Source organism: Exiguobacterium sp. UBA6309 (assembly GCF_002439205.1).
Taxonomy (GTDB): Bacteria; Bacillota; Bacilli; order Exiguobacteriales; family Exiguobacteriaceae; genus Exiguobacterium_A.
Genome location: NZ_DJTL01000021.1, coordinates 1 through 21,639 on the forward strand (window position 1 = coordinate 1; position 21,639 = coordinate 21,639).

Annotated in this window: 25 protein-coding genes; 19 read left to right on the plus strand and 6 right to left on the minus strand. The window is 46.0% G+C overall.

Translation table 11 applies throughout. The annotated features are described in order from the left end of the window. Positions 1–155: 155 nt before the first annotated feature. The 4 genes from B3M90_RS06150 (at position 156) to B3M90_RS06165 (ending at position 2,511) form a co-directional block, all read left to right on the plus strand. Positions 156–629 carry a hypothetical protein gene (locus B3M90_RS06150; protein WP_290782997.1) on the plus strand — a complete coding sequence of 158 codons (474 nt, stop codon included), beginning with the start codon at positions 156–158 and terminating at the stop codon, positions 627–629. Positions 630–758: 129 nt separating this feature from the next. Continuing rightward, positions 759–1,262 carry an RNA polymerase sigma factor gene (locus B3M90_RS06155; RefSeq protein WP_290783000.1) on the plus strand — a complete coding sequence of 168 codons (504 nt, stop codon included), beginning with the start codon at positions 759–761 and terminating at the stop codon, positions 1,260–1,262. After that, on the plus strand, positions 1,246–2,100 hold the full coding sequence (locus tag B3M90_RS06160; protein WP_290783002.1) for an RsiV family protein: 855 nt from the start codon (positions 1,246–1,248) through the stop codon (positions 2,098–2,100). Before B3M90_RS06155 ends, B3M90_RS06160 begins: the two co-directional genes overlap by 17 nt. Positions 2,101–2,214: 114 nt before the next feature. Further along, the gene (locus B3M90_RS06165; RefSeq protein WP_290755872.1) at positions 2,215–2,511 is read left to right on the plus strand and encodes an excalibur calcium-binding domain-containing protein; all 297 of its coding nucleotides are present in this window, start codon (positions 2,215–2,217) and stop codon (positions 2,509–2,511) included. A gap of 37 nt (positions 2,512–2,548) precedes the next feature. Here B3M90_RS06165 and B3M90_RS06170 read toward each other — a convergent pair whose 3' ends face one another. After that, a complete protein-coding gene (locus B3M90_RS06170; RefSeq protein WP_290783004.1) occupies positions 2,549–2,872 on the minus strand; it encodes a thioredoxin family protein in 324 nt (107 codons plus the stop codon). A gap of 298 nt (positions 2,873–3,170) precedes the next feature. Here B3M90_RS06170 and B3M90_RS06175 point away from each other — a divergent pair, with 298 nt between their 5' ends. After that, on the plus strand, positions 3,171–4,040 hold the full coding sequence (locus B3M90_RS06175) for a cation diffusion facilitator family transporter (RefSeq protein WP_053452503.1): 870 nt from the start codon (positions 3,171–3,173) through the stop codon (positions 4,038–4,040). A 44-nt stretch (positions 4,041–4,084) separates the two neighbouring features. Here B3M90_RS06175 and B3M90_RS06180 read toward each other — a convergent pair whose 3' ends face one another. Continuing rightward, positions 4,085–4,216 (minus strand): hypothetical protein, encoded by a 132-nt coding sequence (locus tag B3M90_RS06180; protein ID WP_290783006.1) that lies wholly within the window; start codon positions 4,214–4,216, stop codon positions 4,085–4,087. Between the two features lie 155 nt (positions 4,217–4,371). On the opposite strand from B3M90_RS06180, the gene B3M90_RS06185 reads away from it, so the two are divergent. The 6 genes from B3M90_RS06185 (at position 4,372) to B3M90_RS06210 (ending at position 12,915) form a co-directional block, all read left to right on the plus strand. Next, positions 4,372–4,857 (plus strand): MarR family winged helix-turn-helix transcriptional regulator, encoded by a 486-nt coding sequence (locus B3M90_RS06185; protein ID WP_290783008.1) that lies wholly within the window; start codon positions 4,372–4,374, stop codon positions 4,855–4,857. Then, positions 4,850–6,574, plus strand: a complete 1,725-nt coding sequence (locus B3M90_RS06190) for an ABC transporter ATP-binding protein (protein ID WP_290783010.1) — start codon at positions 4,850–4,852, stop codon at positions 6,572–6,574. The genes B3M90_RS06185 and B3M90_RS06190 overlap by 8 nt, the downstream gene beginning before the upstream one ends. Next, positions 6,571–8,427 (plus strand): ABC transporter ATP-binding protein, encoded by a 1,857-nt coding sequence (locus tag B3M90_RS06195; RefSeq protein ID WP_290783012.1) that lies wholly within the window; start codon positions 6,571–6,573, stop codon positions 8,425–8,427. Before B3M90_RS06190 ends, B3M90_RS06195 begins: the two co-directional genes overlap by 4 nt. Positions 8,428–8,643: 216 nt before the next feature. After that, positions 8,644–10,440 carry a mechanosensitive ion channel gene (locus tag B3M90_RS06200; protein ID WP_290783015.1) on the plus strand — a complete coding sequence of 599 codons (1,797 nt, stop codon included), beginning with the start codon at positions 8,644–8,646 and terminating at the stop codon, positions 10,438–10,440. A gap of 216 nt (positions 10,441–10,656) precedes the next feature. Continuing rightward, positions 10,657–12,042, plus strand: coding sequence for an amino acid permease (locus B3M90_RS06205; RefSeq protein ID WP_290783017.1), 1,386 nt, complete (start codon positions 10,657–10,659; stop codon positions 12,040–12,042). 90 nt (positions 12,043–12,132) lie between these two features. Further along, on the plus strand, positions 12,133–12,915 hold the full coding sequence (locus B3M90_RS06210; protein ID WP_290783019.1) for a GNAT family N-acetyltransferase: 783 nt from the start codon (positions 12,133–12,135) through the stop codon (positions 12,913–12,915). A 94-nt stretch (positions 12,916–13,009) separates the two neighbouring features. On the opposite strand, the gene B3M90_RS06215 is transcribed toward B3M90_RS06210, so the two are convergent. From B3M90_RS06215 to B3M90_RS06225, 3 genes are all read right to left on the minus strand, one after another. After that, a complete protein-coding gene (locus B3M90_RS06215) occupies positions 13,010–13,693 on the minus strand; it encodes a hypothetical protein (protein WP_290783021.1) in 684 nt (227 codons plus the stop codon). A gap of 66 nt (positions 13,694–13,759) precedes the next feature. Then, on the minus strand, positions 13,760–14,206 hold the full coding sequence (locus B3M90_RS06220) for an NUDIX hydrolase (protein ID WP_035411156.1): 447 nt from the start codon (positions 14,204–14,206) through the stop codon (positions 13,760–13,762). Then, on the minus strand, positions 14,203–15,297 hold the full coding sequence (locus B3M90_RS06225; RefSeq protein WP_414655227.1) for a nitric oxide synthase oxygenase: 1,095 nt from the start codon (positions 15,295–15,297) through the stop codon (positions 14,203–14,205). Before B3M90_RS06225 ends, B3M90_RS06220 begins: the two co-directional genes overlap by 4 nt. A gap of 187 nt (positions 15,298–15,484) precedes the next feature. Here B3M90_RS06225 and B3M90_RS06230 point away from each other — a divergent pair, with 187 nt between their 5' ends. Then, the gene (locus B3M90_RS06230) at positions 15,485–16,342 is read left to right on the plus strand and encodes a YihY/virulence factor BrkB family protein (protein WP_214856113.1); all 858 of its coding nucleotides are present in this window, start codon (positions 15,485–15,487) and stop codon (positions 16,340–16,342) included. A gap of 50 nt (positions 16,343–16,392) precedes the next feature. On the opposite strand, the gene B3M90_RS06235 is transcribed toward B3M90_RS06230, so the two are convergent. Beyond that, on the minus strand, positions 16,393–17,241 hold the full coding sequence (locus B3M90_RS06235) for a sulfite exporter TauE/SafE family protein (RefSeq protein WP_290783024.1): 849 nt from the start codon (positions 17,239–17,241) through the stop codon (positions 16,393–16,395). Positions 17,242–17,357: 116 nt separating this feature from the next. Here B3M90_RS06235 and B3M90_RS06240 point away from each other — a divergent pair, with 116 nt between their 5' ends. From B3M90_RS06240 to B3M90_RS06270, 7 genes are all read left to right on the plus strand, one after another. Further along, positions 17,358–18,206, plus strand: coding sequence for a LysR family transcriptional regulator (locus B3M90_RS06240; RefSeq protein ID WP_290783026.1), 849 nt, complete (start codon positions 17,358–17,360; stop codon positions 18,204–18,206). A gap of 144 nt (positions 18,207–18,350) precedes the next feature. Continuing rightward, positions 18,351–18,614 carry a metal-sensitive transcriptional regulator gene (locus B3M90_RS06245; protein ID WP_290783028.1) on the plus strand — a complete coding sequence of 88 codons (264 nt, stop codon included), beginning with the start codon at positions 18,351–18,353 and terminating at the stop codon, positions 18,612–18,614. A 55-nt stretch (positions 18,615–18,669) separates the two neighbouring features. After that, complete coding sequence (locus B3M90_RS06250) at positions 18,670–19,149, plus strand: DsrE/DsrF/DrsH-like family protein (RefSeq protein WP_023466937.1); 480 nt, start codon at positions 18,670–18,672, stop codon at positions 19,147–19,149. 22 nt (positions 19,150–19,171) lie between these two features. Further along, positions 19,172–19,531, plus strand: a complete 360-nt coding sequence (locus B3M90_RS06255) for a rhodanese-like domain-containing protein (protein WP_290783030.1) — start codon at positions 19,172–19,174, stop codon at positions 19,529–19,531. A 25-nt stretch (positions 19,532–19,556) separates the two neighbouring features. Further along, entirely contained in the window at positions 19,557–19,853 is a 297-nt protein-coding gene (locus tag B3M90_RS06260) for a rhodanese-like domain-containing protein (protein ID WP_023466941.1), read from the plus strand. Between the two features lie 28 nt (positions 19,854–19,881). Beyond that, positions 19,882–20,457, plus strand: coding sequence for a sulfurtransferase TusA family protein (locus B3M90_RS06265; RefSeq protein WP_290783032.1), 576 nt, complete (start codon positions 19,882–19,884; stop codon positions 20,455–20,457). 35 nt (positions 20,458–20,492) lie between these two features. Next, the gene (locus tag B3M90_RS06270) at positions 20,493–21,629 is read left to right on the plus strand and encodes an MBL fold metallo-hydrolase (protein WP_290783034.1); all 1,137 of its coding nucleotides are present in this window, start codon (positions 20,493–20,495) and stop codon (positions 21,627–21,629) included. The last annotated feature ends 10 nt before the right edge of the window (positions 21,630–21,639 follow it).

Consider the following 21,639-nt stretch of genomic DNA (forward strand, 5'->3'; position numbering starts at 1 on the left):
CATTCTTTTTTTGAGTCAGCCCATTTTGCCCGGATTAAATAAAAAATCAATAGAAATAGGGTGAAAAAATGTGTAAAAGAAAAAGGATTAAAACCCATCATATGGAATGTAAAGGGTAGAGGTGACATCTATTCGTTTTCAGGGGAGGAAACGTCATGCGTCAGAGGGACTTACCGTATCGGTTCATCTTTATTTTAGGTTTACTTGTCATGATCGGAATTAACGGATGGTCCGCCATGCTCCATCCGGACGGAATGATTAACGGATGGCAAAGCATTGCCTCCGTTGTCTGGCTTGTTGGTTTAGTCGGGTCTCTATTCTATATCAAGGAAGATAAAGCGCTTCGACTTATGGTCTGGTATATCCGGATTGGTCTCGTTGCGGCGTTATTCATTTACGGTGTTTCGTTACTTGAAGGCGCGTTTTCTGAGACGATTTGGTTTGATGGACTGGCGAGTGTTCAGTTCATATTCTATTTCCTCTTCGTCATCCCATTGTTTGGATTAAATGCCTGGACGGATGTTCTGTTTGGTGAGTTTTCGTTATACATGAGTGTTCTGTACGGTATCGCCTTGATCACGCTTCACGTAAAAGTCTGGAATGATGCATCACGGCATTTAAATTATTGATTCAAAAAGGTGACCTTGTGTCGCCTTTTTTTGTTGTGTCGTCAACTTTTTTCTCGACTCGCCCGTCTTAATGATGTATACACAGAACGATATCGAAAAAAGGAGCCGCGGCCTATGACCTCTCGTCAAATGAGAAAACGGGAAAAAGCATTCGTCCGTTTTTTAAAGCAATACAAACCGAATCTTTACTGGTTAGCCTACAGTTATATGAAAAATGAACAGGATAGTCTGGATGTCATTCAAGACAGCATCCAAAAAGCGTTACAATCACTCGCCCGACTCGAGGATGATGAACGGATGAAAGCCTGGTTCTATCAGATTTTGACACGAACAGCGATTGATGCGATCCGGAAGCGGCAACATAGCGTCAGTTACGATACGGATCGATTGATTGAACTCGTCGCGACGAAAGAAGATACATATCCGGATGCCGATTTGCGACAAGCACTCGAGGAGTTACCGATCATGTACCGGGAAGTCGTTATCTTACACTATTTCGAGGATTTGATCTTAAAAGACGTCGCGACGATTTTAGAGCTGAATCTAAGTACGACCAAGTCTCGCCTCTATAAAGGGTTGACCTTACTGAAAATGAAATTGAATGGAGATGATCTAGATGTCAAACAAACTTGATGATCTGAAACAGGCTTACCAACAACCACCGGTCCCAAAAGAACTCGATGAAATGATTGCCCGAGTCGAGCGTCGAACTCGTCCTTCGCGGACGAAGCAATCCGTGTTGATTACAGCGGCCGCCATCACGTTATTCATTGGCGGATTAAATAGTAATGCGTCGTTTGCAGACGCAATGGCGAAGGTGCCAGTCCTCGGTCAACTGACCGAGATCGTGACGATTGATTGGAAAGAGACGAAGACACAACAGTCGGCTGATATTAAAGCACCCCAAGTGACGTTACCGGACAAGGCACTCGAGCAACAGCTGAATGAAAAGTATATCGCGGAAGGACAAGCGTTATATGAAAAGTTCAAACAAGAGACGCACGGACAAGAGGGAGTATTTGCGATCGATAGCCGATACGACATCAAGACGGATACGGACGACCTGTTGTCGATCGGGCGAACTGTCACGGAGACACGGGCAAGTGCATCGGAAAGCGTCCAGTACGATACGATTGATAAGAAGCAACAGCTTGTCCTGACGTTACCATCCTTGTTCAAGAATGACAGATATATCACGACGATCAGTGATTATCTAAAAGAAGAAATGCGTCGGCAAATGAAGGCAGATGAAGGGAAAGTCTACTTTGTCGAAGGAACACCAGATGTACCGGAGAGCGAACAGTTCAAGCGCATTTCCGCGAAGCAAAATTTCTATATTACAACAGACCACAAATTAGTCCTGTCGTTTGATGAATACAGCATCGCTCCAGGATATATGGGCATCGTTGAATTTAAGATCCCGACTTCAATCTTAAAAGACGACCTCGTCAGCTCATCCTATATTCGTTGATTGTCAGATTTTAAAAATCATTGACGTAAAAATGAAAAAAGGAAACAATTTCTAAAAATGACCTCTTATAATCAAAAGACAAATCGTTGTTTTTTGAAAAAAGGAGGAATCCCTATGAAAAAATGGAGTCGGCTCGTACTCGCGGGTGTCGTCAGTCTCGCTTTGCTTCATGTTCCAGCAGCTAGTGAAGCGGCGACAAAAGCTAAAGCCTTTAAGAACTGTACGGAAATGCAGAAGACCTATAAAGGTGGCGTCGCGAAAAAAGCGGGGCTAAAGAATCGAACGGGTTATGACAAGAATGGAAAACCAATCTACAAAGCAACAAAATATAAAGCATACGTGAGTCTTGCGACGTATAACTTAAACACGAAAAGTGACCGGGATAAAGACGGTATCGCGTGTGAACGTTAAAAAATAACCTGACGCTGCGGCGTCAGGTTATTTTTGCTTAGTTGAAGTTTTGCTTTAAGAAGGTTGTAACTTCTTCTGGTGTTTTAGCATTTGCACTGTGCAAGTGCGCCAGTTTTTCATTGTTTTTGAAGACGAGCAAGCTCGGGATCCCCATGACATCGTGGTTTGATGCGATTTCAGGGAACTCATCCTTGTCGATCGTGTGGATTGGTAAGTGGTCGAATTGTGACTCCACGTCCGGCATGAAATAGTCCATCCGTTTGCAGTCCGGGCACCAGTCTGCTTCAAACTTAATGATGACCGGTGCATCACTTGAAATTAATTCCTTGAATGTTTCTTCACTCTTAATGAATTCTGCCATTGTGAGAACTCCTCCTCTTGGTGTTGTACCTTTAGTCTACCGATTCCCTTCAGAACTTGCACGAATTATGTTCGTCAAAGAGTCTGACAAGTCAAAAAAGTTGGTTAATCTTTAAGGGGATGCTACCGATTTTCTTTGAAATAGCTACATGACGTAATCGAATTAAGTTTGGTATAGGGAAACATTATTGCGTGTTTGTTAATTACCTAGTTCGAAACAAAATGATTTCTCTAGACCCACTCGATTTCCGACTGGTACGATGAGGTTTGCTGATCGCAGAGAAAGTGGGGCGACGAGAATGGAACAACAAAAATACGATAATCTAAAACGCGGCGAACGCGGTGCGATGATCAGTATTGCAGCCTATATCTTGTTATCATCTTTAAAATTAATCATTGGGTATACAGCAGATTCCGCCGCACTCCGGGCGGATGGTTTGAACAACGCGACTGACATCATCGCGTCGATTGCCGTCTTAATCGGCTTACGGATCTCACAACGTCCGGCAGATGACGATCACAAGTACGGACACTGGAAAAGTGAGACGATTGCCTCGCTCGTAGCTTCCTTCATTATGATGGCAGTCGGTCTCCAAGTCTTGATCGATACGATCTCGACGTTGTTCGAAGGTAAGCAGGAATCGCCTGATGTTCTTGCAGCGTACGTCGGAATTGGTTCAGCTCTCGTGATGTACTTCGTCTATCGTTACAATAAGAAGTTATCCGAGGAGATTGAAAGCAAAGCCGTCATGGCGGCAGCGAAAGATAATCTATCCGATGCGTGGGTCAGTGTCGGGACGACGATCGGAATCGTCGGATCACAGTTCGGCATGCCCTGGCTCGATGTCGTGACAGCGATCATCGTCGGCTTCTTGATCTGTAAGACAGCATGGGATATCTTCACGGAAGCGTCACACGAACTGACAGATGGCTTTGATGAGAAGAAACTGAAGATGTACGAAGATGTCATCTTCGATCTTGAAGGTGTCAAAGGCATCAAGTCCATCAAAGGACGTAACTACGGTAACAATGAAGTCGTCGATGTCGTCATCCTCGTCAACTCCACCTTGAACATCCATCAAGCGCACGATATTGCGACACGTGTTGAGGATACGCTGACGGAAGAATACGGAGTTTATGATATCCATGTTCACGTCGAACCCGAATGAATTCAAAAACGTCTTTTCTACGCTGACTGTAGAAAAGACGTTTTTTATGGCAATAACTCGATATGAAGAGCCAGTGCTCCGTACTGTTGCTCGGCTTCTGGTGAATAGATCGTATACGTAGATGTTACGAGTTCATCGATCGACCAACCGACGCAGTCGATGGATTCCTGTCTCATCTGTCTCTACTCTTTCTCTACAAAAGCATAGCAAAACTATGTGATTTTTCACATCGCCTTTTCGTTGACAACCAGGAATAATCAGCGTATTTTAATTCATATAAGTAATTGTTCCTTTTGGAACTATTTGAAATGGAACAAGGAGGCGAAACAGGATGGAGCAAACGGAAACGGTTCGTTCAACGGCGATGATGCAGTCGTTTTGGAATGTACAACGACATCTCGTTCGAGCAGCACACCAGACGGCGCAGGAAAACGGACTCAGTTTACCTCAATTTCATAGCTTGATGACGATTGCGCCACGTGGACCGATTTCGCAAAAAGAACTCGCGACACATACGCATTTACCAAAGAGCACACTGAGTCAGTCGATTGAGGGCCTCGTTCAGTCCGGTTGGGTCATTCGGGAGACGAATCCTGAAAATCGACGAGAAGTCGTCCTATCGCTTAGTGATCAAGGACAACAATTCGTGACGGAGATTCAAGAACAAGAGAAGGGGATGCAACGTCAACTCGAACAGGTCCTTGAGACGATTGATCAAGAGGTGTTCGAGCAGATGCTTGCGACGCATGCTCAGATTGCAGAAGGCATCGGACGTATCTTACAGCCAAATATGAAAGGAGGATGCTCGGATGATTAAGTTACTCAAACGGCTGACGGTGTATAAATGGGCAGTTCTTGCCGTGCTCGTCTTGGTTTTCGCACAATCAATGTCTGATCTCTATTTGCCGACACTGATGGCGGACATCATCGATAAAGGCGTCGTTACCGGCGATACCGCGTATATCTGGAAAATTGGTGCCGTCATGCTAGGGATTACCGGTATCGGAGCGTTAGCTGCAGTTGCCGCCAGTTATTATTCATCGAAGGCATCGATGGGGCTCGGACGGGATATCCGTCGCCAAGTCTTTAACCATGTTGAACGATTTTCACTGCAAGAGTTCGACCAAGTCGGAACGGCGTCACTAATTACGCGGACGACGAACGACATCACACAAGTCCAACAAGTCGTCATCATGATGTTACGGATGGTCGTCAGTGCACCAATCATGTTCATCGGTGGATTGATCATGGCCGTCTCAAAAGATGCCAAACTATCGCTCGTCATCGTCGCGGCGATGCCGGTCCTTGTGCTTTCAATCCTATTGATTTTGTGGAAAGGGGTTCCGTTGTTCGGAAAGGTCCAAAAGCGACTCGACCGACTGAACCTTGTCCTACGTGAGAACTTGACCGGAATCCGTGTCATCCGTGCTTTTAACCGGGAACGCGATGAGCAAGTCCGGTTAACGAAAGCGAACGCTGATTTGACAGAAGTCTCGATCAAGGTCAATAAAATCATGGCGTTCTTGATGCCAGTGATGATGCTCGTCATGAACTTGACGGTCGTCGGTGTCATTTGGTTCGGGGGAATCCGGATCGATAATGGTGGCATGCAGATCGGGGACTTGATGGCGTTCATTCAGTACGTCATGCAAATCATGTTCGCTCTCGTCATGGCTTCAGTCATGTTCGTCATGATTCCGCGGGCAACCGTCTCGGCGAAACGGATCAATGAAGTCCTCGAGATGACACCAACGATGACAGATGAGGGAACACAAACCGCTGACCGTGAAAAAGGAACGCTCGTCTTTGATCGTGTCACGTTCCGTTACCCAGGAGCTGAGACACCCGTTTTATCCGATATCAGTTTTACGGCACGACCAGGTGAAGTGACGGCTGTGATTGGTGGGACCGGTTCCGGTAAATCAACGCTCGTCAATTTGATTCCCCGTTTTTATGACGTGACGGAAGGGAGCATTCGCGTCAATGGCGTTGATAGCCAGGACGTACAGCAAGAGGAACTGCGGTCGAAAATCGGCTTCGTTCCCCAAAAGGCGTTACTGTTCACGGGTACGATTGCCGAAAACATTCGTTTCGGGAAAGAGGACGCGACAGATGAAGAGGTCGCGCATGCAGCACAAATTGCGCAAGCGACGGACTTCATCGAACGGATGCCGGATGGTTACGATGCGCGGATCGAACAAGGCGGATCGAACGTCTCTGGTGGGCAAAAACAACGGTTGTCGATTGCTCGGGCCCTCGTTCGTCGACCAGATCTATATGTCTTTGATGACAGTTTTTCAGCGCTCGACTTCAAGACCGATGCCGCTCTTCGGAAAGCGTTACGGGAAGAAACACGAGAAGCGACGGTCTTGATCGTTGCTCAACGTGTCAGTACCGTCATCGATGCCGATCAAATCATCGTCCTTGATGAAGGGAAAGTCGCCGGAATCGGAACGCACGACGAGTTGTTTGCGAACAACGCCGTCTATCAGGAAATCGTTAAGTCGCAACTATCAGAGGAGGAAATCGCATGAGTGAGAAGAAACGACCTGCCGGCGGTCCTCCGCCTGGTGGTCCCGGTGGCGGAAATATGATGATGCTTGGTGAAAAACCAAAGGATTTCAAAGCAACGTTTCGACGTCTGCTTCGGTATCTGCGTCCGCGTCGGACGGCACTGATCGGTGTCTTTTTAGCAGCGATCCTCAGTACAGTCTTCATGATTGCCGGTCCGAAAATCATGGGAACGGCGATTACGGAATTGTTTGAAGGGGCGTATGCGAAGTTTCAAGGTGTGCCGGGAGCAGCAATTGATTTCACGAAAATCGGACAGATCCTCTTGTGGCTCGCTGGACTGTATATCATCAGTAGTCTGTTCAATTACTTGCAACAGTATTTGATGTCGGGCATCGCTCAAAAAACAGTCTACGATTTACGTGAGGACGTCAACCATAAACTCGAACGCTTGCCATTAAAATACTATGATGGTCGTCCGAACGGGGAGACGCTGAGCCGCGTGACGAACGACATCGATACGATCGGGAGTACGTTACAACAAAGTGTGACATCATTCATCACGTCGATCGTGACGATCGTCGGGATTTTAATCATGATGTTGACGATTAGTCCATTGTTAACACTGATCTCGCTCGTCTCGTTGCCGGTCTCGATTTTTGCGATTCGTCCGATTTTGAAACGATCCCAAAAATACTTTGCCGATCAACAACGAACACTCGGTCAGTTGAACGGACACGTCGAAGAGATGTATACCGGACACTCGGTCGTCAAGGCGTTCGGACATGAACGCAAAGCGGTCGAGCAATTCGATGCCGTTAACGAGGAGTTGTATGAAGCAGGGCGCAAAGCGCAGTTCATCTCCGGGATCATCATGCCGATGATGATGTTCATCGGGAATATCAGTTACGTCCTGATCAGTATCGTCGGTGGGATTCTCGTCACGCAACGGGCGATCTCGATCGGGGATATTCAAGCGTTCATCACCTATACACGTCAGTTCACACAACCAATCACACAAACGGCGAACATCGCGAACATCGTCCAATCGACGGTCGCAGCAGCGGAACGTGTCTTTGAATTACTCGACGAAGCAGAAGAGATCAAAGAAGTGACGACGCATCGTCTTGCGCAGGCTGAAGGAGCCGTTGCATTCGAACACGTTGATTTTGGTTACGGAAATGATCTCTTGATCGAGGATATGAACATTGATGTCGCACCGGGACAAACCGTCGCGATCGTTGGACCGACGGGTGCCGGTAAAACGACGATGATCAATCTATTGATGCGCTTTTATGAATTAAACGGCGGGACGATTCGGATTGACGGCATCGATACCCGTGAGATGTCACGCGAAGACTTACGGACGACGTTCGGTATGGTCTTACAAGATACGTGGCTCTTCAACGGTACGATTCGGGATAATCTTGCTTACGGTAAAAGTGGAGCAACCGAAGAAGAGATTATCGCGGCAGCGAAGACCGCACATGCTGATCATTTCATCCGGACATTGCCGGACGGGTATGATACCGTCTTGAATGAGGAAGCTTCGAACATCTCGCAAGGTCAGAAACAGTTGTTGACGATTGCTCGGGCAGTTCTTGCCGATCCTCCGATCATGATCCTTGATGAAGCGACCTCTAGTGTCGATACACGGACGGAGGTCTTCATCCAGCAAGCAATGCGACGGTTGATGGAAGGACGGACGAGTTTCGTCATTGCTCACCGTCTGTCGACGATCAAAGATGCTGATTTGATTCTCGTCATGAATCAAGGGCGTGTCATCGAGCAAGGTACTCATGAAGAATTACTCGAGGCAGATGGATTTTATGCAGATCTGTACAACAGCCAATTCTCTGAAAAAGAAGTCGTATGATATAGGGCAGTGTCGTCATGTAGACGACGCTGCTTTTTTTACGAAATGATTGTTATAAATGTGTATTCTCACATACTGTAATCATCCAGTTTTTTTAGATAAAACAAGAAACTCCACATTCTGGTACGAACACTGGTTTAATAAATCCTTTAGCTGGGGAAATTAAAGAAGTGTCAGAAACATATAATTTTATTTTAGGTGAAGGAGTGTGAAAAGATGAATAACATTTGGAACGGAACGTCGTTGAACCTGAACGGCATTCTCGGATCACTCGGCAACTTGCTTGGAGCGATCATCGTCTTTTTAATTGGATGGCTCATTGCTAAGCTGATTGCGAACGGGATTCAAAAAGCGTTAGAGAAATCTGGGGTCGTCAACAAGTTATCGCCACAAAAAGAAGGGGCGCCACCAAAGAAGAAAAAGTGGACACCTGAAAAAATTATCGGGACTGTCGTCTTTTGGATTCTCATGGTCTTCGTCCTGATCTTGGTCTTCAATATCCTTAATCTGAACATCATTGCGGGACCACTTGCGGATACGATGAGTACATTGCTCGCGGCAATACCGAATATCCTGAAAGCAGCCCTTATCCTCCTCTTGGCATATGTCATCGCGGTCGTTCTCCGCATGATCATCGTCAAAGCAGGTACGAAGCTGATGGCGAACGACAAAGTACGTTCGAACAAGATGCTTCAAGGTCAGACAGATCTTTCAGCTTATCCAAAAATCGCAGGAGAGATCGTCTTCTACCTCGTCTTGCTTCTGTTCCTACCAGGTGTACTTGGTGCGTTGAACATTGAGAGTGTCTCACAACCGTTTAGCCAATTATTATCGTCATTCCTTGGATTCATTCCACGCTTGATTGCTGCGGCAGCCATCTTCTTCGTTGGCTTCCTCGTAGCGAAAATCGTCCGCGATATCGTGACGAATTTCCTTCATGCTGTTGGAACGGATAAATTTGCATCTCGCTTCAATCTTGGGTCAAATGATCAAAAAGATTCGAAATCACTGTCGTCGATTCTTGGAACAGTCGTTTTCATCTTGATTCTGATTCCAATCACGATTTCAGCACTTGATCAATTAAATATTAAAGGAATTACAGGACCAGCGATTAACATGTTGAACGATGTCCTAGGTATGATTCCGAATATCATTATCGGGGTCGTTCTGATTCTTGTCGGTCTTTATGTCGGACGTTTCATCAAAAAATTCGTTACGGATCTCCTGTCACGTCTTGGATTCAATAACCTGACACGTCACTTGAAAATCGGGACGTGGGATGCGAACCAAGCGTCTACATCACCAGCTTCCATCGTTGGTGCACTCGTTGAGATCGTCATCGTCGTTCTCTTCGTCGTCGAAGCCTTCAACTTGATTGGTCTTGATTTCATGGTCGACCTCGGTCGTGCCGTCCTTGCTTTCTTGCCAAGCGTCTTGACAGCGATCATCATTCTCGCAATCGGGATCATCGTCAGCAACCTTCTCAAACGTACGATGGACAGCCTGTTCGGTAACTCTGAACTGAAAGTCCTCTCAAGCGTTGCGAAGTATGCGATTCTTGCACTTGCTGTCTTCATGGCACTTGATCAATTGGGTGTTGCGGATACAATCGTCAACTCAGCCTTCATCTTGATCCTTGGAGCACTTGCGCTTGCTTTCGGTCTTGCCTTTGGTCTCGGTGGACGTGATAATGCATCGCGTTACCTCGATCGTCTGCAAAAGAAAGCAGATAACACGGAAGTCGACACATCGAATCTTCCAAGTAAGTCTGCATCGACTTCTTCTTCACCAAGCTTGAAAGATGCAGCAAAAGGTGCAGCTTCACAAGCAGCGGATGATGTCACACCAGATCGTGCACCACGTTCAGCGCGCTCTTCTTCAACAGATGAGATGACACATGGTACACCAAAAGGTGCGTTGCCAAAAAATGATTTAGCACAACAAGATGATTATCCGATTGACCCAAATGATCATAAAGGTCCAAACCTCGATCACCCTAATGATCGTCCGTAATACGAGTACATCCTTTCCTCTCATTTTGAGGAAAGGGTGTTTTTGCGTTGACGCATCAAAGCGTTGTCGCATTTTCACAAAAGTGGTTTGACCACTTTGTGAAAAAATACAGAAAAAAAGACTTATCGAACCTGACATCGTTTGTTATGATAAGAAAGTCAATTACCTTAATGATTTGAATATTCAGAAAAAAGAGAAAAGTTCGGAGGATGAAACATGAGTTTGCTTCGCAAGAAAGATGTCAGTGTAATGATGGATATGAAACAACATTCCAAACTGGCACGTCATTTATCAGGGTTTGACCTTATTTTACTTGGAATCGGTGCCATCATCGGAACCGGAATTTTCGTTCTAACAGGAACGGGTGCTCTTTATGCTGGACCAGCTTTACCGATCTCATTCATTATTTCTGCAGTCGTCTGTGCACTCGCAGCCCTTTGTTATGCTGAATTCTCGTCGATGATTCCTGTTTCAGGTAGTGTATATACGTATACATACGCAACGATCGGGGAACTTGTCGCCTGGATCATCGGGTGGTGTTTGATCTTAGAATATGGACTCGCTTCAAGTGCCGTTGCAACTGGCTGGTCAGGATATTTCCAGTCGCTCTTAGCAGGTTTCGGCGTCCATTTACCGACGGCTTTAACAGCTGCGCCAGGAGCTGTACCGGGAAGCGAGACATTCTTTAACTTACCGGCATTCTTGATTTTAATGGTCATCACGCTCTTGCTTTCACTTGGCATTAAAGAAACAAAACGCGTCAACAATGTCATGGTACTCGTCAAAGTTGCCGTCGTTGTTCTTTTCATCGTCGTCGGGATTTGGTATGTCGAACCAGGCAACTATAAACCATTTGCTCCGTTTGGTATGAGTGGGATCTTACAAGCGTCAGCGATTGCCTTCTTTGCGTACCTTGGATTCGATGCGGTTACATCGGCGGCAGAAGAAGTCAAAAACCCGGGACGTAACTTACCAATCGGAATCTTGGGATCGCTTGCGATCGTTACCGTTCTATACGTCGTCGTTTCTGCTATCATGGTCGGAATCGTTCCATTCAAACAGTTCGAGGGTGTCGATAGTCCCGTATCGCTTGCGTTAAAAGTCGCAGGTCAAGACTGGGTTGCTGGATTCGTTGACTTGGGTGCCATCGTTGGTATGACGACGGTCATCCTCGTCATGACATTTGGTCTTATTCGTCTCTTGTTCGCGATGAGCCGTGACGGACTCTTGCCGAAAGTCTTCTCGGATGTTAATGAAAAATCCCATACACCGGTCAAAGCGACATGGATCCTCGGAACAATCGCCGGTTTGATTGCCGGATTCGTGCCACTCGGTACACTTGCTGAATTGATCAACATCGGAACACTGGCAGCATTCGCGCTCATCTCAATCGCAGTCATCGTCCTACGCCGGACGCGTCCTGATTTGAAGCGTACCTTTAAAGTTCCGTTCGTACCAGTCTTACCGATTCTATCAGTCCTCGCTTGTATCATGTTGATGGTCAACTTACAGAAATTCACATGGATTGCCTTCTTCGTTTGGACAGCAATCGGACTGCTTGTTTACTTTGGTTACGGACGTAGCCGTTCTAAAATTCAATAAGTAGGGCACCCTTGGCGACAAGGGTGTTTTTGTCTGCAGGAAACCGCAAGAAAGATAGCGAAACTGCTCAGTGGAAAAGGAGGTTTTTCGATGATTCATATTCAACGCGCGCCTGACGTAAAAACAGCATATCAAACGATGCAGGATGGATTTCAAGATTATCTGATTCCGCTGCACTTATCAGAAGCAGAGTTTCAGAAGCGAATTCTCGAGCGAGACGGAAACCAGTTGGAACATTCGTTTATTGCCTACCATGGAGAAAAACCGGTTGGTCTTTGGCTGAACGGTTGGAAGGAAATCGATGGTCAACGCATCATGCGATGTGGAGGGCTGGGAATTTCACCGCAGTATCGACGACTTGGCATTGCAAAAGCCTTGTACCAAGCGCAACTGAGCCACGCTAAGGAAATCGGAATGGATGAACTGATGCTTGAAGTCATTCAAGGGAACGATCCGGCGATTCGATTGTATCAATCGCTTCGCTACAAGATTGTTGGAGAAATTGGATATTTTCATTTAACCGATGAACATCAAAAATCCGCTTTGCCAGCGATCGAAGAAACAGAGTTCTTAAAACAGTATCGTGGACAAGGAGAATACATCTGGCAACAAGATCCTCATGTCATGCAACGCTTGCAGGCGAATTATTATCAACTCGAGGAAAGTGTCGTCGCTGTAGCGGAGGCTGCTTTATTGTCGGTCGTCGGTCCAACAGAACATAAAGCAAGGCATGCGACAGAAGTCGTCCGCCATTTACCGGGAACGACCTATCATTATCAATCGACAGATGTACAAGTATGGGAAGCATTACGTTCTGAAGGATGGATACAACGGGATTTGAAGCAATACATCATGCGTCAGTCACTAAAATAAGAAGGGAATGATTTTAAATACAAAAACCCTTAAATTTTTATGTATGCTACTTTAAGATACAAAAATATAAGGGTTTTATTTACTTAGGTAAGTGTCACTTTACAAAGTAATTCGTCTTAGAGCTATAGGCGTTCCATTCTTGAACTCCTTTTTTATATGTTTTGCTATTAAAACTTGAGGATAAAAATGAGTGTTTTTTGCCTTTTACCCATTTTCCTTTAGATAATTTTTTATCTTGGAACAAAAAGCCGACTTTGTCTCCAGCATTCGAGTAGATTGGAACTTGTAACAAGTCACTTTTCATCTTAGGTCGCATACCGTAAGACATGAATGTTCCTGGATGACGAATTAATTTTCCGTTTTGAATCGAGAATGTAGTTAAACTCATGTAAGAAGGTGTTTCTCGGAAAGAAAGTGAAAAGACAGTCGGATTACCGGATACATTTTTCAATTTCCCGCTCGTACGAAAATCGTGAGTAGCAATCACATACGGAAAATCCTTCGAGAATGTATAGTGGTAAGCTGTCGACTTGTTATTTACGTACAGAGAAAACTTCCCAGTGCATAACGAATCCTTTCCTTTCACCCACCAAAAGTCGTCTACTGTCGCTTTTCGGCAGGATGCTGCTTTAGATTGAACAGATACAGTATACTTTTTGTTTTTTGCATCGACAATCGTATACGTCTGTTTGACAGATTTAGGAGCAGCAGCTTCTGTCGATGAGATTAATGAAAGACTGAGGAGTATGGACATTCCAGCAATTACAAGTGGTTTCATCTGAAAGCTCCTTTCTAAAAATGAATTTATTCCATTTTATAACAAATGAAAAAAAGCCGCTATCCTTCAGCGGCGTTTTTTGTAGTCTTCAATCATTCGAGCGTGAGAACCGACCAAGTGATCGGGTAAGTCGTCTAGCGAAACGAACTGAAGCTTGATGCTTTCGTCACTTTGCTTTAACGTTCCGATCGGATGTTCACCGATATAGGCGAGAGTGACGCTTTGAAAGACGTCTCCGTTCGCTAAGGTCGTCACGTATTGCGGACCGGAGTAGACATCGAGTAACGTCAATCGTTCGACTTCCAGTCCAGTCTCTTCGAGGAGTTCCCGACGAGCGGTCTCTTCCGGTGATTCCGCCCATTCCATTAATCCACCTGGCAAACCGAAGCGAGCTTGTGCTTCGTTCCGTTGTTCCAGCAAAATGTGTTCATGTTGCACGACGAGGACAACGGAACCGACGAGAATGACCGGATCGTGACCGATTTTTCGACGTAACTGTTCGACATAATTCATTTCAATACTCCTTGGTGAAACGGACAACCCGCCACAGGCGCTGTCTGTGTTGATTTTGGAAAGAAGTTCGGTCGTTTGATTTCCGGAGCGTAATCTTTATGGAACAGATGCGTCGTTGCCCCACTCATCGGTGGCACGAGCCAGGACCATTCCCCGGTGACATCGCGACCACATGCCGCTTCATTTTTTTCAAAACGAGCGAACTGTTTGGCAGCGGTATGGTGATCGACGATCGTAACACCAGCGCGTTCAAAAGATTCGAGTACGGCGACGTTCAGTTCGACGAGCGCTCGGTCTTTCCAGAGTGAACGTTCACGCGATGTGTTCAGACCGAGTTGCGTCGCGACGAGCGGCAACAGATCGTAACGATCCGTATCGGCGAGGTTACGAGCGCCGATTTCTGTTCCCATATACCAACCGTTGAACGGGGCACACGGATAAACAATACCGCCAATCTCAAGCTGCATATCAGCAATCATCGGTACGGCATACCAGCGGACTTCGCGACCATCAAACAGGTCATAGTCAGGATGTGTGATGCTGACTTCGAGCACGAGCTCGTCTGGAATCGGATGCAGACTACGTTGTCCATCGAGTTCAATCAAGAGAGGAAGGATGTCAAACGGTGTCTTTGCCCCTGTCCAGCCAAGTGCTTCACATTGTCGTGTCAGTTGGACAGAAGCCGGATCGCCGATGATTCCTGTTGCAGTCTCATAACCAGCGTAGCGAATCAGTTGGTGATTATGCAGCCGCACACGTGTCGGATGAAAAATCGTGATCGTCGAACGAATTCGTCCTTCATTCGTCGCGAACCGGATATGCTCAAATAACGCGTCGCGGACCGCTTCGACGGTCAACGCATCCCGCGCGTCAAAGACATGAAGTTGCTCCCAAAAGAGGCGTCCCACACATCGGTTACTGTTGCGCCAAGCGAGCTTAGCACCGAATGCGAGCTCGGAAGCCGTCTGTTCATATGTTCCTGTCGTTTGAATCGAACGGATGACTTCTTGCTGACGTCCGGACATTTCGGGGTATTGCTCTATATAAGAAGTAAAGAAGCGTTCTGCTTCGGATTGAATGAATGGGTCCACGAATCGAAATCCTTTCTGAAAAACAAGCACGATACAATCTCTGTTCCTAGTGTACCCCGCGAAGAAACGAAGCGCCAAACTTGAATGATGTATAAGGTTGTTATAAGTTCAAAAGACTCCAAAAATTTTAAAGGAGTTATGAAATGGAGGATAGTGTAGAGAATGAGTTGAAAGTGAGGAAATTTGTATGTCTTTAATCAAACCTGTATTTGCCCGTTTTTTTGGTGAAGCCTTTTTTGATAAATCGGCTCAGCTTGCCTATTATCTGATGTTGTCCTTATTCCCATTCTTATTATTTGTGGTTGGGATCGTCTCGTTCTTACCGTTTACGTCGGAAAACGTGCTGGATTTGATTCGACCATTTGCTCCAGCAGAAACGTACGACTTGATTCAGCGGAACGTCGTCGGAATCTTTGATCAAGGCGGCTTTAAGCTTGCCTCGATCAGTTTCATTGCCGCTTTTTGGCTTGCTTCGATGTCGGTCCAGTCACTTGTCCGCTCGCTAAATGATGCGCTCGAAGTGACACGGAAAGCACCGTTTTGGCGCGGGCTGTTGCAAGACTTCGCCTTTACAATCGGGATGATGATCATCTTACCGATTTCATTGATTGTTCCGATTTCAGAGAAACTAACACGACGTTTCATCAACCACTTTGCGATTGTCGCTGATTTCGTGACGAACTACTCTTGGATTTGGTTCTTATTCCGCTGGGGAATCGGGACATTGTTCTTACTTGTCTTTTTCATCTTATTGTATCGGATCCTACCGAGTGTCCATTTGACTGTTCGTCAGGTACTTCCCGGGGCGATCTTCGCAACGATTGCTTGGCAAGTCGTTTCGGAATTCTTCTCTTACTACGCTGAGTTTGGAAGTTACGACCGTCTTTACGGTCAGCTTGCCGGAATCATCGTCTTGATGACGTGGTTCTATTTATCTGCTGTTGTCTTGATGTTAGGGGGACTGATGAATGCGGAACGCATGCGTCAGAAAAAAGAAGCAAAAATCATGAAGCCGCAAAAAATCAAAGAAGAGAGCGTGCGTTAACGATTGAGCACGAATAAAAGCAGCTGACGGTGTGTCAGCTGCTTTTTCGTTTAGGCAGTTTTAATAATTCGGTAGCCAAAGATGCTTAACAGACTGAGTGTGAACAAAGCGAGTAAGACAAGTGACAGGTAAGGAAGACCGAACACTTTGACGATGACGCTTAAGGCGACAACACCATAAAAGATCCCTAACGTCTTTTGGACGAACGTCTCATTGAAGCGTTGCAAGAGTGAAGCACCAAGTGGAGAACCGATGAACGCACCGATGATTAAAGCAATCCCAAGTAATAACGGAGCACTGGTTCCGGAAGCGACATAACTCGTCACCCCTCCGAGAACGATAAGGGTTGCAGAGGCAATACTCGTTCCGATTGCTTGTTTGAGCGGGAAGCGAACCCACCCAATCAAGAGGGGGGTTAGTAAGAACCCACCGCTGACACCCATTAACGAAGAGAGAATTCCGGCAGCGAGTCCGATGATGGCAAGCTTCACGACGGAAGCATCATGGACCGGAAAAGACGAACGCTCTTTAGAACGAGGGCGTAGAAATTGAAGCGAAAACCCAAGCAGTAAGACGATATACAAACTCGATAAGACGACATCGGCACCAGCATGACGCTCGAGCCAGAAGACGACTGGCGTGATCAACATTGAACCGATGATGCCGGTCAGACCGATAACCCCAGCATCGCGAAAACGGAATGTCTTTAACCGAAGATGCGAGAGCGTACCGGTCATAGTCGAACCGAGTGTCAGCAACAGACTGAGGACGATCGCGGTACTCGCTTCATAGCCGAGAATCAATAAAAGTGGGGTAAGGATGATGCCGCCACCAATTCCAAAAAAGCCAGAGAGTATGCCGATGGTTGCTCCTAACAAAGTAAATGATATATATATCATGAAACAGTCCTTCTTTCTAATACATGATACCTTAAGTATGAAAGAGGAATTCTTGATTATAAAAATGAATTAATTAAATATAAATGATTATGAAATGTAATAAGGAGAGGGGATTCGTGAAATTAACAGAACTGAGAACATTCGTTACACTCGTCGAGACACGTCACTTTACGAAAACAGCGGAGCAGTTATTTCTGTCGCAACCGACGATTAGTGTTCACGTGAAACGACTCGAAGAAGATGTCGGGCATTCGTTATTAATACGTGATTCATTCGCAATAGGGGTCGAGGTATCGGAAATGGGTTGGATCGTCTATCGTCATGCAAAAGAAATTCTATTCCAGCTCGAACAGATGCAGTCCCAGTTGGATGAATCGGAAGGTGTCTTCCGAGGGACCTTACGGATTGGAGCAACACATACGATCCATGAGATATTGCTTGATGATATGATTCATCTGTTTTCACGCGCTCATCCTGAAGTATCACTGGATATTCAGTTGATGAATCATGATCAAGTGGCAGCAGCTTTAAAACATCGTGAGATTGATCTCGGCATGATTGAAGGAGAACTGACACTTGATGGAATGAGACAAATCGTCTTTGCGAGAGATCAGCTACACATCATTGGCGCGATGCATCTTGCACTCGAAGATGCGACATGGATCGTTCGGGAAGAAGGATCGGCGTCCCGCTATGCACTTCATCGTTGGCTACATGCGTCGTCAATCGTACCCGCACGAACGATTACAGTAGATGCTAATTATTTAGCACGACAACTTATTTTAAATGGGAGCGGTATTGGAGCATTATCGGAACGTCTCGTCACATCCTTTCCGTCCGAGTCCTTTACGCTTCATGCGAAAGGAATCTCCAACCGAACGTTTCGCTATGTGTTACCAGAGAAGATGCCAACTCGACTAGCAGAACGTTGGATCGATTTTTTAGAGGCGAATTGGAAAGGCTGAGTACAAAAGATTTTCGGACTCACTGAACATAGTAATGAATCCGGAAATCTTTTTCGTTGACTTATACCCCTATAGGTATTATTGTATGAAATGTACCAACGAGGTATGACGCATGTCACATTTGAAAAAGGAGATGGACTTCATATGAAAAACGGTTATGAAGATCGCATCATTCATCGGATGAATCGGATTGAAGGACAGATCCATGGGATCGTTCGAATGATGAAAGAAGAGGCGTCCTGTAAGGATGTCGTTACACAGCTGAGTGCGACACGTAGTGCAATCGATCGTGTCATCGGTCTTGTCGTCAGTGAGAACTTGATTGACTGTGTCCGTCAGGATGATGCGACGGAAAATCATGAACAAGCCGTTGCAGAGGCTGTTCAACTCTTAATGAAAAGCAGATAAAATTTTTTACGAATCAATATACCCCTAAGGGTAAAAATTTGGAGGGATTACGTTCATGTCAGATACGAAAAAAACAACCATCGTTTTATTTAGTGGAGAGTACGACAAAGTCATGGCAGCTTATATCATTGCCAACGGTGCAGCCGCATACGATCACGAAGTCACGATTTTTCATACCTTCTGGGGTTTGAACGCGATGCGTAAGGATGAACCGATCCAGCCGGATAAAACATTCCTTGAGAAGATGTTCGGTAAGTTCATGCCACGCGGTGCTGATAAGATGCCACTCTCGAAAATGAACTTCGGTGGTGCCGGTCAAAAAATGATTAAAAACGTCATGAAGAAGCACAATGCGATGCCACTTCCGGACTTGATCGAATTAGCAAAAGAACAGGACGTCAAACTCGTCGCTTGTACGATGACGATGGATCTGCTCGGCTTAAAACAGGAAGAATTGCACGACGGCATTGAGTATGCAGGAGTTGCCGCCTATCTCGCTGATGCGGAGAACGGAAACGTCAATCTATTCATCTAATGATCTGAAGGAGGAATGACGCATGGATGTACTATCGATGATCTTGTTGCTCATCGTCGGCTATCTCGCTTATAAGATGTTTGTACCAACGAAAGGCGTCAAGCAAGTATCGACAACGGAACTGAAGCCGTTGTTAAACGACCGGAAGCGATTTTATCTCGATGTTCGGACAGCATCAGAATTCAAGGGCAATCACATCAAAGGATTTAAGAACATTCCGTTACAAACGTTAAACAGTCAACTGAATCAAATCCCGCAAGACAAAGAAGTGCTCGTCATCTGTCAAAGCGGGATGCGAAGCAAACAAGCCGTCAAAGTACTAAAAAAAGCCGGTTATTCAAATGTCACGGAAGTCTGTGGCGGAATGAATGCCTGGCGCTAAATCGAATCAAGAGGAGGAATTGAACATGAAACGCATGACAGCAACAGAAGTACAGGAAAAAATTGAACGTGGTGAACAACTGAACGTCATTGATGTCCGGGAAGTCGATGAAGTCAAAGAAGGAATGATTCCGGGAGCGATCCACATTCCACTCGGATTGATCGAATTCAAGATGAACGAACTCGACAAGAAAAAAGAGTATGTCATGGTATGCCGTTCTGGTGCACGCAGTGGTCGCGCAACGACATATCTCGAAGGACAAGGATATGACGTGACGAACATGGATGGCGGCATGATGTCGTACGAAGGCGAAACGAAATAATACCCCACACCGTAAAGGAGCGAATTGTATGACTAGGATTAAATCAGATATCGTATTGGACGCCAAAGGTCTCGCTTGTCCGATGCCGATCGTTCGGACGAAAAAAACGATCAAGACGTTAGAACCAGGACAAGTCATCGAAGTCCAGGCGACGGATAAAGGATCAACTGCAGATCTCCGTGCCTGGGCAAACAGCACCGGCAATCATTATTTAGGCACGATTGAAGAAGGCGAAGTGCTCCGTCATTACGTTCGGAAATCAACAGGTGATGTCACGGAACCAGCAGCATTCGACCAAATCGTCGACAACGCAAAAGTTGAAGCAGCACGTCAAGACGACTCAATCACGGTACTCGATGTTCGGGAACAAGCAGAATATGCCTTCGCCCACGTACCGGGAGCGATCAATATTCCGTTAGGCGAACTTGAGGCACGGTGTACGGAACTGGATTCGAATCAGACGATTTATGTCATCTGCCGGACAGGCAGTCGAAGTGATATGGCATGCCGACAGCTCAGTGACAAGGGCTACACGGTCTACAATGTCGTACCGGGTATGCAGGAATGGGCATTTGAGACGACAACACTCGTTTCAGCGAAATAATTCAAAAGCGTAAAGCAGAGGAGGAATTAGTAGATATGGCACAAGCAATGACAGCCGCACAAGTTACGAAAAAAATCATTGGACGTGAGTCTCTGTTCATCTTAGATGTCCGGAATGAGGATGCGTTTCAAGATTGGAAAATCGAAGGAGAGAACTTCAAGTACCTCAACATTCCTTATTTTGAATTGTTGGATGGTGTCGAGGAGATTCTCGATCAGCTTCCGACGGATCAGGATGTTCTCGTCGTTTGCGCAAAAGAAGGTTCATCGATTTTCGTCGCCGATATGCTAGAAGAAGCAGGGCGAGACGTATCATATTTGTCAGGCGGCATGAAAGCATGGAGTGAACATCTCGAACCGATTTCACTCGGAACGTTAAACAACACGGGAGCCGATCAAGGGGAAGTCATCCAGTTCGTTCGAATCGGTAAAGGGTGTCTCTCGTATATGGTCATCTCAGAAGGAGAGGCTGTTCTTATCGATGCGACACGAATGACGGATGTGTATCTGGATTATGCAGCATCCCGCAACGTCACGATTAAGCATGTGTTTGATACACACCTTCATGCGGATCATATATCTGGAGGACGCGACATCGCCGAAAAAACAGGCGCGACATACTGGTTGCCGCCAAAAGATGCGACGGATGTCACATTCGATTATGCACCACTTGAAGACGGTAGTACGGTTCAAGTGGGGGATACAGCGATTGAAGTACGCGCTCTTTATTCCCCAGGACATACGATTGGATCGACTTCATTCATCGTCGATCAGCGTTATTTATTGACGGGTGATATCTTGTTCATCGACTCGATTGGTCGTCCGGATTTAGCCGGTCTCGCGGAAGACTGGGTCGGCGACTTACGCGATTCGCTCTACAACACGTATCGTGATCTTTCACCAGAACTCATCGTCTTACCGGCACATTTCATGATCATTGAAGAATTGAACACGGATGGTAGTGTAGCGGAAAAATTAAGCATCTTGCTTGCGAACAATCATGGTCTCAACATCGACGATGAAGCAACATTCCGGAAAATGGTCACAGAGAACCTGCCGCCACAACCGAACGCGTATCAAGATATCCGTGAAACAAACATGGGGAAACAGACACCCGATCTTGAAACACAACGGGAAATGGAAGTCGGACCGAACCGCTGTGCGGTACGCTAAGCCAATGCAT